General features: G+C 69.5%; 11 protein-coding genes and 1 riboswitch. Of the genes, 8 read left to right on the forward strand and 3 right to left on the reverse strand.

Annotated features, from left to right (window positions below; genetic code table 11):
- Positions 1–20: 20 nt before the first annotated feature.
- The 3 genes from ACOQOP_RS21480 to ACOQOP_RS21490 form a co-directional block, all read right to left on the reverse strand.
- Positions 21–1,487 (reverse strand): RimK family protein, encoded by a 1,467-nt coding sequence (locus tag ACOQOP_RS21480; RefSeq protein WP_420563861.1) that lies wholly within the window; start codon positions 1,485–1,487, stop codon positions 21–23.
- Complete coding sequence (locus tag ACOQOP_RS21485; RefSeq protein WP_420563862.1) at positions 1,488–2,624, reverse strand: peptidase C39 family protein; 1,137 nt, start codon at positions 2,622–2,624, stop codon at positions 1,488–1,490.
- A 115-nt stretch (positions 2,625–2,739) separates the two neighbouring features.
- Positions 2,740–3,486: a hypothetical protein gene (locus ACOQOP_RS21490; protein WP_420563863.1), complete on the reverse strand. Its 747-nt coding sequence runs from the start codon at positions 3,484–3,486 to the stop codon at positions 2,740–2,742.
- A 107-nt stretch (positions 3,487–3,593) separates the two neighbouring features.
- Positions 3,594–3,690, forward strand: a riboswitch (TPP riboswitch).
- 69 nt (positions 3,691–3,759) lie between these two features.
- Here ACOQOP_RS21490 and ACOQOP_RS21495 point away from each other — a divergent pair.
- From ACOQOP_RS21495 to trpA, 8 genes are all read left to right on the forward strand, one after another.
- The gene (locus tag ACOQOP_RS21495; RefSeq protein ID WP_420563864.1) at positions 3,760–4,905 is read left to right on the forward strand and encodes an ABC transporter substrate-binding protein; all 1,146 of its coding nucleotides are present in this window, start codon (positions 3,760–3,762) and stop codon (positions 4,903–4,905) included.
- A gap of 27 nt (positions 4,906–4,932) precedes the next feature.
- Complete coding sequence (locus tag ACOQOP_RS21500) at positions 4,933–5,823, forward strand: branched-chain amino acid ABC transporter permease (RefSeq protein WP_420563865.1); 891 nt, start codon at positions 4,933–4,935, stop codon at positions 5,821–5,823.
- 12 nt (positions 5,824–5,835) lie between these two features.
- Entirely contained in the window at positions 5,836–7,494 is a 1,659-nt protein-coding gene (locus ACOQOP_RS21505; RefSeq protein ID WP_420563866.1) for an ABC transporter permease subunit, read from the forward strand.
- Positions 7,494–8,213, forward strand: a complete 720-nt coding sequence (locus ACOQOP_RS21510; RefSeq protein ID WP_420563867.1) for an ABC transporter ATP-binding protein — start codon at positions 7,494–7,496, stop codon at positions 8,211–8,213. The genes ACOQOP_RS21505 and ACOQOP_RS21510 overlap by 1 nt, the downstream gene beginning before the upstream one ends.
- Positions 8,214–8,247: 34 nt before the next feature.
- Entirely contained in the window at positions 8,248–8,934 is a 687-nt protein-coding gene (locus ACOQOP_RS21515; RefSeq protein WP_420563868.1) for an orotate phosphoribosyltransferase, read from the forward strand.
- Positions 8,935–8,953: 19 nt separating this feature from the next.
- Complete coding sequence (locus tag ACOQOP_RS21520) at positions 8,954–9,574, forward strand: glutathione S-transferase family protein (protein WP_420563869.1); 621 nt, start codon at positions 8,954–8,956, stop codon at positions 9,572–9,574.
- A gap of 205 nt (positions 9,575–9,779) precedes the next feature.
- Entirely contained in the window at positions 9,780–11,006 is a 1,227-nt protein-coding gene (trpB, locus tag ACOQOP_RS21525) for a tryptophan synthase subunit beta (RefSeq protein WP_420563870.1), read from the forward strand.
- A complete protein-coding gene (gene trpA, locus ACOQOP_RS21530; RefSeq protein WP_420563871.1) occupies positions 11,006–11,842 on the forward strand; it encodes a tryptophan synthase subunit alpha in 837 nt (278 codons plus the stop codon). The genes trpB and trpA overlap by 1 nt, the downstream gene beginning before the upstream one ends.
- Positions 11,843–11,863 lie beyond the last annotated feature (21 nt).

Here is an 11,863-nt window from a genome sequence, read left to right on the forward strand (position 1 = left end):
AAATGAAGAGTGTGAGCCCGCTACCGCGCGCGGATGCGGGCGATGAAGCTGTCGATCAGGCGCTCGTACAGCTTGTCCTTGAGCACCTTGTCCTCCACGCCCTGGTCGATGTTCGGGTTGTCGTTGACCTCCACGACGAAGACGCCGCGGTCGTTCTGCTTCAGGTCCACGCCGTACAGACCGTTGCCCATCAGGTTGGCCGCCTTCATCGCCACCTCGAGCACGTCCTTGGGCGAATCCTCGACCGCGAAGGTAGCGAATCCGCCGGATTTCCCGCGGCCGGTGGCGCCGTGGTTGTAGATCTGCCAGTGCTTCGGCGCCATCCTGTACTGGGAGACGAAGAGCGGCTGGCCGTCCAGCACGCCGACCCGCCAGTCGAACTCCGTCGGCATGAACTCCTGGGCCAGGATCAGGTCGCTGTCGGCGAACAGGGTCTTGGCGATCTTCTTCAGCTCGGCCGGAGTCTCCGCCTTGAACACGCCCCGCGAGAACGACCCGTCGGGGATCTTCAGCACGATCGGGAAGCCGAGCTCGTCCGGCGCCTTGGCGAGGCCGCGCTGGTCGAGGATCAGGGTCTTCGGCGCCGGCACGCCCTTGGCCAGCAGGGTCTCCGCCAGATAGACCTTGTTGGTGCAGCGGAGCATCGATGTCGGGTCGTCGATCACCGGCATGCCTTCGTCCTCGGCCTTGCGGGCGAAGCGCCAGGTCGGGTTGTCCAGCGCGGTGGTCATGCGGATGAACAGGGCGTCGAATTCCGACAGCCGGGCGTAGTCCCGGGTGCGGATCCGCTCCACCGACACGCCCATCTTGGCCCCCACCCGCTCCAGGGCGTCGAGCGCCTTGGGATCGGAGGGCGGCATGGGCTCCTTCGGGTCGATCAGCACCGCCAGGGTATGGCGCACCGGCCGCTTGGCCGACGGGTCGCGCCATTCGCGGCGGGTGTGGGCGTCCAAGGCTGCGGCGAAGGTTTCGTGCTCGTCGGCCCGCAGTTCGTCGATGGTGCGCTGACCGACCGTGCGGACATAGAAGCCCCAGGTCGCGTCCAGGGTCACCTTGATCCGCAGGATCGGCGCGCGGAACCGGTCGAAGGCCTCGCGGGCGACCCGGGCGAAGCGCGGGTCCGAGGTCCGGCCGAAATACACATCGATGGAAAAGGAGGCCTCGGGGGCCTCCTTCATGCGGGTCAGGGCACGCAGCAGCACCCGTTCCACCGCCCGCACGCCGGTCCAGACCCGGCCCCGGTCCTTCAGCGCCAGGATGGTCGCCGCGGTCGGCAGCACCTTGTGCCCGCGCGCATCGGCCAGCAGGGAGGCATAGTAGCCGCGGCCCAGATAGACCAGGTCGCGGGACAGGTTGATGATCCGCACCGGCCCCTTGCCGGCGGATTTCGGATCGGTCAGGTAGTCGGAGGTTGCCACCACCCGCAGCCCTTCGGGCGCGGTCGGCAGGTCGCTCGGCCGGTCAATCAGAACGACGGGCTGTGTCACTCACGCCTCTCCGTTTGCGATGTAGACCACCGCCTGCAGACGCGACCGCCCGAACCGCGTCATGGAGGTGAAGGCCGATCTCGGTATCGGCACATGGGTGCAATCCATGTCGGATTTCAACAGGTCTTCGTCCATATCCGGGTCGTGCACCATAATAAACTGGTCGTCCACCCCGGTGACCACCACCCAGTGCGGCGCCTTCTCGGCGTTGAACCGGTAGGAGCTGACCAGCAGCAGGGGGATCCAGCCCTCGGCGATCGCCTTTTCCAGGTCGTCGGGCGTGGTCCGGGTCACGTCCACAGGCACGCCGGCATCGCTCAGATCCTGGGACAGCATGGCCTGGACCCGCTGCAGCACCTGCTTCTTCTTCGGCGAGCGCACGGTGTCGATGAACAGGGTGCCCTCCTGGCTGATGCAGACCCAGGCGCGGAAGCCCCGGTGATGGGCCGCCAGGGCAAGGCCGCGGGGCCCGCAGCCGCCATGGCCGGAGGTCATGAAGATGGTGGTCGCCTCGCGCCAGATCCGCAGCTCCTCGTCCGGATCGGGCACCGAGCCCGGCTTCAGGGCGGCCATCGCCATCATCAGGCTGGCCGGCCCGCAGGTGAAGTCGGTGGTCTGGTGGATGTAGGGGATCTGCGGGCCGTTGGCGCCGGGCACCCAGTGCAGCCGCTTCTCGTAGCGCCAGCCGTCGCCGTCATCCTCGTAGTAATGCGGCAGTACCCGCAGCCGGCGGTAACCCAGCCGCTCGTACAGGGCGATGGCGGCGGCGTTGTCGGCCCGCACCTCCAGGCGCAGGGCGACGCATTCGTGGTCGCGGGTGACCTTCTCGGCATGCTCGATGAGCGCGGTGCCGACCCCGGCGCCGGCCGCCTCGGGCCGTACGGCGATGGAGTACAGCCGAGCGAGCGCGGTGCCGGCATGGAACAGCACGAGGCCGTAGCCGAGCAGCGTGCCGGGCGCCCGTTCGGCGACGAACAGGCTCGCCTTGGCGCGGGTCAGCATGTGGTGGAAGCTGCGGCGGGTCAGGCGGTCGCCGTCGAAGCAGGCGGCCTCGATCTCGAGCAGTGCCGGTATGTCGGCGATGGTGGCCGGACGCAAATCCGGGGCGGAGGTGGTCTCCGCACGAAGATGGTTCATCGCAGTAGGATATGCCCCCAGGAGCGCCGGCGCATCAATCTTGGTTCGGCCGGGAACGCCCTATTGTAATCCGGCAATATCGGATCCGTCACAATCGTGATTTTCGCATGGCTGGTCAGCGGTTTACGCGATCGACGGCGATCACCTTGTGGCGGACCGCGTAGCGCCGGTCGATCTCGCCCCGCGGCGCGATGTCCCAGATCCAGTGCTCGTCCGCCTCGGGCAGGCGGGCCCCCTTGTTCGGGTCGAGGGTGGCGGTGACGCTGCCGTCCCGGTCGACGATCTCGATCTCCTGGTCGGCGATGAGGCAGGCGGGGCAGGCGAACCGGGACAGCCAGCGCAGATGCGCCTCGGCGAGCGCGCGGGCGATCCGTTCGGCCTCGGCATCGTCGCGGTGCCGGGTGGAAACGGTGGCGAGCTGGGAGATCAGGTTGACCGAGGCGACGAAGGTGACGGACGGGTCGTCGAGCCAGGCGGTCGGCTGGCGGATCTCGGACAGGGCGTCCAGGCATTCGGTCACGTCATGGGTCCGGCAGACGACATTGCCGAGCCGCCGGGCCAGCCGTCGCGTGGCCCGGGAGAAGGCAAGATCGACCAGGATCACCGCCCGGAACCTATCCGAGAGGGCCTCCAGCGGCACGTCGTTCGCATGCCCGGCGCCGAGGATCAGCGCGGTCCCGTCCGGATCGGCGGCCAGGCCAGCCCGTTCCACTGCTTCCTTCGACCGTGCCTCATGCCCGGCCCAGGCCGACGCATTGCGCCGGCGCCGTGCGGCGATCGCCACGAACTCCCCCAAATGCCCCGACTTGCGGGCCAGGGGCAGGGAGGGGGTGAACAGCCAGTCGATCGCCTCGCGCAACATGGGGCCGAGAATGGCAGATGTCGCCGAACAAGGAACCGGATTTGCGCCTCCCGGTCTTACCATCTCAGCACCGATTGACAGGGTGGGCCGAGCGCCTCCATGGTGGCGGAGTGATGCTGGGGTGCCTCCTTGCGGGGGCTGAGATCAAACCCATCGAACCTGAACCGGGTCGCGCCGGCGGAGGGAGTCGTCACGGCGGTTGTCGATCACCCCCTTTCGAGAACGCCGAGCGCTCAAACCCTCCCTGGAACGCCGCCCGGAGGAGTGAACGCCATGCCTTTGCCCTTCGTCCGATCCCTCGCCGGTCTCGCTGCCGCCGCCGCGATCCTCGCCGGCGGCGCCCAGGCCGCCCGGGCCGCCGAGCCGTTCGCGGTCTCCGTGCTGGTGCCGATTACTGGCTTCCTGGCGCTGGAGGGTACCGCCCAGCGCAACGGGGCGGTGCTGGCGCTGGACAATCCCCCGGACGGTGTCGCCGTCACCTATGACGTGGCCGACACCGCCACCTCGCCGGAAGTCGCCGTGACCGCCTTGCGCCGGGCACTGGACCGGCAGAAGCCGGTGGCCATCGCCGCTCCGATCTTCGGGACCCAGATGCTGGCCATGGCGCCGATCGCCGACCGGGCCGACGTGCCGCTCATCACCGTGTCCGGCACGGCCAAGCTGACCGAGCTGGGCCACGACGTGGTGTTCCGCTTCTTCCCGACCGACGCGGTGGTGAAGGTCGCCCAGGCGCGCTACGCGGTGGAAGAGCTCGGCATGGAGAAGCCGGCGATCCTGTATCAGACCACCGCCTACGGCCAGAGCGGCCGGGAGGAGCTGGTCCGGGTGCTCGGCGATCTCGGGGTCGAGCCGGTGCTGGAGGAGGCGGTCGACCCGAGCGTGAAGGACTTCGTGCCGGCGCTGGAACGGGTGGCCGCGGCCGGGGCCGACGGCCTGCTGCTGCAGCTCCATTCCGGGCCGACGGCACTTGCCGTGCGCCAGGCTCATGAGCGCGGGTTCTCGGGGTCGATCGTCGCCGGATCGGCCCTGCACCAGCCGACCACCGCCGCCCTGGTCGAACCGGCCGCTCTGGGGGGCGTCTGCGCGGAGAGCGCGTCCTCCCCGGTCTCCGAGAATGCGCCGGAACTGGCCGCCTTCGCCAAGGCCTATCGCGCGCGGTTCCAGGCCGAGCCCGACGCCTTCGCGCTCGCCCAGTATGACGGCATGAACATGGTGCTGGCCGCCCTGGCCGGCGGGGCGCGGACGGCGACCGAGGTGAAGGACTGGCTGGCCGGCCACCGCTACCAGGGCCTCGCCATGGAATACGTGTCCGACGGCACCGGCAACATGGCCCATGACGCCATCATCCTGTGCTACGACGGGCAGACGCGGGTGCCGTCGGTGAAGAAGCGCTACGACAATGTTGACGGTATCCGCTGACCCATCGCGCGCTGGTATAATGCGACGATGGTGGAAACGTCGCTTCAGCTCCTGGCAACGGCCCTGGCTCTCGGCTCGGCTTACGCGCTGACGGCGTTGGGTTTTGTGCTGATCATCAATGCCGTGGGCGCGGTCAATTTCGCCCATGGCGACCTGGTGATGGCCGGCGGATTCGCGGCAGTCGCGCTGGCGATTCTGCTGCCGGAGGGGCTGCCGGTGCCGGGGCTGATCCTGCTGCCGGCCGTCCTGGCGGTGATGGCGGTCGCCGGACTTGTGCTGGCCGGAGTGGCCTATGTGCCCCTGCGCCGCGCCCCGCCGGTCTCGGTCTTCATCTCGACCATCGCCGTCGGCCTGATCCTGCAGCACGCGATCACGCTCGGGGCCGGGCCGCAGCCGCGGGTCGGTCCGTCGCTGGTGGGCGGCGGCATGGTCGAGCTGCTCGGCGCGGCCCTGTCCTACCAGCAGCTCGCGACCATCGCGGTGGCGGGCGTGCTCTGCGCCGCCGTTCACATTCTGCTTCACCGGACCCGGTTCGGGCGCCGGCTGCGGGCGGCGGCCCAGGATCCGGAGATGGCCCGGGCCTGCGGCATCGATCTGCGGATCACCGTCGGCGCCACCTTCGCGCTGGCAGGGGCGCTGGCCGGCGGGGCGGGTCTGCTGCTCTCCAACCAGTATTTCGTCACCCCGACCGATGGCGCGACCTTCATGCTCAAGGCCTATATCGCCGTGGTCGTCGGCGGCTGGGGCCGGATCTGGGGGGCGGCGCTGGCCGCCCTGTTCATCGCGGTGTTCGAGGTGTTGGTCGCCGCCGCCGTCTCCTATCTGGTGGCCGAGGCGCTGCTCTATATGGGCGTGCTCGCCCTGCTCATGTTCCGTCCCCAGGGCCTGTTCGGCGAGGCCGAGGGCCGGCGGGCATGAGGTGAGGTCGCGGTGAACAGACGGGCCATTCTCTACGCGGTCCTGCTCCTGGCGGCCGGCGGTGCCCTGGTCGGCGCCGGCGACGACTACGCGCTGCGGATCGCCACCCTGGTCGGCACCTATGCGATCGCCGCGATCGGTTTCCAGCTCGTGTTCGGCCGGCTCGGCCTGCTGGCGCTCAGCCAGGGCGCGCTGTTCGCGGTCGGCGCCTATGCCCTGGCGCTGGCGACGGTCCGATGGGGCTGGCCACCGCTGGCCGGGCTCGGCCTGTCGATCGTCGTGCCGGCCCTGGCGGGGGCGCTGGTGGCGATCCCCATCGCCCGGCTGCAGTCCCATTACGTGGCGCTGGCCACCCTGGGACTCGCCCAGCTCGTGCTGCTGGCGGTGACCAACCTGGAGATCACCGGCGGGGCGAACGGGCTCTACGGCATCCCGCCGCTGACGGTGCTGGGCCTGGACCTTAGCGACGGCTGGCGTCTGTTCGCCGTTGTCTGGGGCGGGGTGGCACTGGCGCTGGCCGTCTTCGGCTGGGTGACCGCCTCGGGCCGGGCGGCCCGGCTGGCGACCCTGCGCGACGCGCCGCTTGCCGCCGTCGCCCTGGGCCTCGACCCGGTCGGCGCCCGGCTGCTGGTCTTCACCGTGGCCGGCGCGCTGGCGGGCTTCGCCGGCGGGTTCCAGGCGCTGGGCCTCGGCGTGGTCTCGCCCGCCGTGGCCCGGTTCGACGTCATGGTCACGCTGCTGGCGATCGCCGTGGTCGGCGGCCGGGGCAGCGCCTGGGGGGCGGTGATCGCTTCGGCCATCCTGATCCCGCTGCCCGAGGTGTTCCGCGGGCTGGAGCAGGCCTACCTGCTGGCCTATGGCGTCATGCTTCTGGCCGCCGTGATCCTGCTGCCCAAGGGGATCGACGGGCTGGTGGCCAAGGTGCTGCCCGATCTGCCGGGCCCGGTGCCGGAGCCGCGGCGGGCTAAGGGCCGCAAGATCTCGGTGCTGCGCGCCGAGAAGCTGGTCAAGCGGTTCGGCGGGGTGCAGGCGCTGGACGGGGCCGGCTTCGACGCGCGGGCGGGCGAGGTGACCGGCATCATCGGCGCCAACGGCTCCGGAAAGACCACCCTGCTCAACATCGTCACCGGGCTGGAGAACGCCGATGGCGGCATCGTCCGCCTGGACGCCATCCCGCTGCTGGCCCAGCCGCCGCGGGCCCGGGCCGAACTCGGCCTCGCCCGCGGCTTCCAACATCCGGAGATCCCCGTCGGCTTGGACGTGCTGGAGGCGGTGTCCGCCGCGACCACCGAGGCCGAAGGCATGGCCGCGCTGGAGCGGGTCGGGCTGGCGCAGATGGCGCGGCGCCCCACCCATGCGCTCGGACCGGCGGACCGGCGCCGGCTGGACATCGCCCGGGCGCTCGCCGGCGGCCCGACCGTGCTGCTGCTGGACGAGCCCGCCTCCGGTCTCAGCGCGTCGGAGCGGGCCGATCTCGCCGTGCTGCTGCGCGAGCTGGCCGGCGAGGGGATCGCCGTGGTCGTGGTCGAGCACGGCATGGACTTCCTGCTTCCGATCGCCGACCGGCTGGTCTGCCTGGATGCCGGACGGGTGCTGGCGGCCGGGTTGACCGACGATGTGCGCGCCGATCCGGCGGTGGTCGCCGCCTATCTCGGGGAAGAGGCCGCCTGATGAGCCAGCGCCTGGACCTGGACGGCCTGACGGTCACCCACGACGCGGGCGTGGCGGTGGACAAGGCCACCTTCTCCTGCGCCGCCGGCGAGGTGGTTGCGGTGATGGGGGCGAACGGGGCCGGCAAGTCGAGCCTGATCCGCGCGGTCGCCGGCGCCGACCCGGTCAGCTCGGGCACGATCCGCGTGGACGGCGAGGACGTCACCCGCCTGCGGCTGGAGCAGCGGGTGCGCGCCGGTATCGGCTGGTGCCCGGAGGGACGGCGGCTGTTCCCGGGCCTGACGGTCGCCGAGACCCTGGACGTGGCGGCGGCCGGCTCGCCGAGCGTGCGTGACGCGGCGCAGGAGCGGGTCTTCGAGCTGTTTCCGGTCCTGAAGGAACGGCGCGCCGCCGCCGCCTGGACCCTGTCCGGCGGGCAGCAGCAGATGCTGGCCATCGCCCGTGCCGTCATCGCCGAGCCCCGGGTCATCCTGCTGGACGAGCCGTCCATCGGCCTCGCCCCGGTGGTGCTGGACGACGTCTTCTCAGCGATCCGCCGGCTCGCCGAGTCGGGGGCGGCGGTGGTGCTGGCCGAGCAGGTGGTGCCCCGGGCGCTGGCGATCGCCGACCGGGCCATCGTGCTGCGGCGCGGCGTGATCGTGCTGGATGTGCCGGCCGATCGGATCGATGCCGGCGTGGTGGCGTCGGCCATGCTGGACGCTGGGTCGGACGGCGCGTAAGAGAAGATCTCCCCATCCCAGCAGGAGATCCTCCATGACCGGCACCCTCTCGCCCGACTGGCGCCGTACACCCGCCGAGACCGCCGCCGACATCCTGCTGGAGATCCAGGCGATCCATATCCGACCGGAGGAGCCGTTCACCTTCACCTCGGGGCGTCTGTCGCCGGTCTATGTGGACTGCCGCAAGATCATCTCCTTCCCGCGCGCCCGGCGGCAACTGATGACCATGGGTGTGGAGCAGCTCACCGCGCTCGCCGGGGCCGAGGCCTTCGACATGGTGGCCGGCGGCGAGACCGCGGGCATTCCCTTCGCCGCCTGGATGGCCGACGAGCTCGACCTGCCGATGCTCTACATCCGCAAGAAGCCGAAGGGCTTCGGCCGCAACGCCCGGATCGAGGGCGAGGTGCGCGATGGGGCCCGCGTTCTGTTGGTCGAAGATCTGGCGACCGACGGCGGCAGCAAGATCTCCTTCATCGACGCGATCCGCGAGGCGGGGATGCAGGTCGCGCATTGTTTTGTGGTCTTCCATTACGGTGTGTTTCCGCAGAGTGTGACCACGCTCAAGGAGAAGGGCGTGGACCTGCACGGTCTGTGCACGTGGTGGGACGTCCTCGCGGTGGCGGAACGCCGCGGCTACACCGCCGAGCAGCTCGCCGAGGTCCGCTCCTTCCTCGCCAATCCGGAAGAGTGGGACGCGCGTCACCGCAGCGTCATCGCCTGATCGCATAAGGGAGAGTGGCATGCTGAAGATCCTGGGCCGGGCGAACTCGGCCAACGTCCAGAAGGTCCTGTGGGTCTGCGAGGAACTGGGCGTTCCGTTCGAGCGCGAGGATTACGGCGGCGCCTTCGGCAAGACCAAGGACAAGGCCTATACCGATCTCAACCCGAACAGCGTGGTGCCGACGATCATAGACGGCGATTTCGTGCTCTGGGAGTCGAACGCCTGCACCCGTTACCTTGCCGCCAAGCACGGCAAAGGCTCGCTGTGCCCGACCGATCCGCAGGAATACGCTGACGCGGACCGCTGGATGGACTGGCAGCAGACCACCGTGCTGCCGTTCATGACGCCGATCTTCTGGGGGCTGGTGCGCACCGCCGAGGCCGACCGCGACATGGCGCTGATCAACGCCTCGATCGAGAAGGGCAACACGGTCTACGCCATTCTCGACCGGCGGCTTGAGGGACGGAAGTTCATCATGGGCGACCGCCTGACCATGGCCGATATCCCTGTGGCCATCCAGGCCTACCGCTTCGTGACCCTGGTCAAAGACCGGCCGTCCACCCCGAACCTGGACGCCTGGATGGCGAACTGCCGGGCGACCAGGGGCTTCAAGAAGTGGATCGACCTGCCGCTCACCTGACCCACCGTCGTCCCGGATCAGGCCCGGGGCGAGGGGGTGGGATGCTCAAAAACAATCCGTCGTCCTGACGCAGGTCCGGACCCTGCCGCCGGCCCCTCGGCGGTAGCCCCGCCTCCTGCACGACCGCTCCCCCCGCTCCTCCCTTGCATCCCCCTGCCTGCGGCCTTAAGACCGTGCCTCACTCACGCTTTCACGAGGTTCCGGCATGGCCAGCCCAGCTCCTGCGAACAGCCTGCGATCCGGTCCGGATGCGAACGGGCATTTCGGCATCTTCGGCGGCCGTTACGTTGCCGAAACGCTCATGCCGCTGATCCTCGATGTGGAGGCGGCCTACACGGCCGCCAAACTGGATCCGGAGTTTCAGCGCGAGTTCGAGTACTACCAGAAGCACTACATCGGCCGGCCGAGCCCGCTGTACTTCGCCGAGCGCCTGACCGAGCACTTCGGCGGGGCCAAGCTGTACTTCAAGCGCGACGAGCTGAACCACACCGGCGCGCATAAGATCAACAACGTGATCGGCCAAGCTCTGCTCGCCAAGCGAATGGGCAAGACCAAGATCATCGCCGAGACCGGGGCCGGCCAGCATGGCGTGGCCACCGCGACCGCCTGTGCCCTGTTCGGCATGGAGTGCGAGGTCTTCATGGGCGCCATCGATGTCGAGCGCCAGAAGCCGAATGTGGACCGGATGCGCCTGCTCGGCGCCAAGGTCCATCCGGTGACCTCCGGCTCGTCCACCCTGAAGGACGCGATGAACGAGGCCCTGCGCTACTGGGTCTCCAAGCCGGATACCCATTTCTACATCATCGGCACCGTCGCCGGCCCGCACCCGTATCCGGCCATGGTCCGTGACTTCCAGTCGGTGATCGGTGTGGAAACCAAGGCGCAGATACTGGAGGCCGAGGGCCGGCTGCCGGACACGCTGGTCGCTGCGATCGGCGGCGGCTCCAACGCCATGGGCCTGTTCCACCCGTTCCTGGACGACACCGACGTCGCCCTGGTGGGGGTTGAGGCCGGCGGCTACGGCATCGACACCGGCCAGCATGCCGCCTCGCTCACCGGCGGGCGGCCGGGCGTGCTGCATGGCAACCGCACCTACCTGCTGCAGGACGAGGACGGCCAGATCACCGAGGCCCACTCGATCTCCGCCGGCCTGGACTATCCGGGCATCGGGCCGGAGCATTCCTGGCTGCACGAGCTGGGCCGGGTGAACTATGTCTCGGTCACCGACGACGAGGCGCTGGAGGCCTTCGCCCTGTGCACCCGCAAGGAGGGGATCATCCCGGCCCTGGAGCCGTCGCACGCGCTTGCCCATGTGTCGAAGATGATCGGCGACCTGCCGAAGGACCACATCGTGGTGATGAATCTCTGCGGCCGCGGCGACAAGGACGTCGACGCCGTCATTCCGAAGCTCGAGGCGAAGGGTCTGCTCTGATGGGTGCTGGTGTGGGGCGCATCGACGCCAAGTTCGCGGCGTTGAAGCAGGAGGGCCGGGCGGGCCTGGGCGTGTTCATCACCGCCGGCGATCCCGATGCGAAGACCAGCCTGGCGCTGCTGAAGGGCCTGCCGGGGGCCGGTGCCGACATGGTCGAGTTCGGCATGCCGTTCACCGATCCGATGGCCGACGGTCCGGCGATCCAGGAGGCGAGCCAGCGCGCCCTGCGCGGCGGTATGACCCTGAAGGGCACCCTCGCCCTGGTGAAGGAGTTCCGGCAGGGCAATCAGGACATGCCGATCATCCTGATGGGCTATTACAACCCGATCTATGCCTACGGGGTGGACGCCTTCCTCACCGACGCGCTGGACGCCGGCGCCGACGGGCTGATCGTGGTCGACCTGCCGCCCGAAGAGGATGACGAGCTCTGCGTGCCCGCCCTGAAGCGGGACATGGCCTTCATCCGGCTCGCCACGCCGACGACCGACGACAAGCGGCTGCCCAAGGTGCTGACCAATACGTCGGGCTTCGTCTATTACGTGGCGGTCGCGGGAATTACCGGCTCCGCCTCGGCGTCCAACGACATGATCACAAGCGCGGTGGAGCGCCTGAAGCGCCACACCGAGCTGCCGGTCTGCGTCGGCTTCGGCATCAAGACGCCGCAGCAGGCGGCCGACGTGGCCAAGGTGGCGGACGGCGCGATCGTCGGCACGGCGGTGGTCAACGCGATCAAGGACTCGCTCGACGACAAGGGCGGGGCGACGGACAAGACCGTGTCGGCTACCCTGGACTTCGTGAAGACATTGGCGGACGGCGTGCGCGGCGCGCGCGGCTGATCCCGAGAGACCATGAGAGAG

It is taken from the genome of Thalassobaculum sp. (assembly GCF_965223715.1).
Classification (GTDB): Bacteria; Pseudomonadota; Alphaproteobacteria; order Thalassobaculales; family Thalassobaculaceae; genus Thalassobaculum.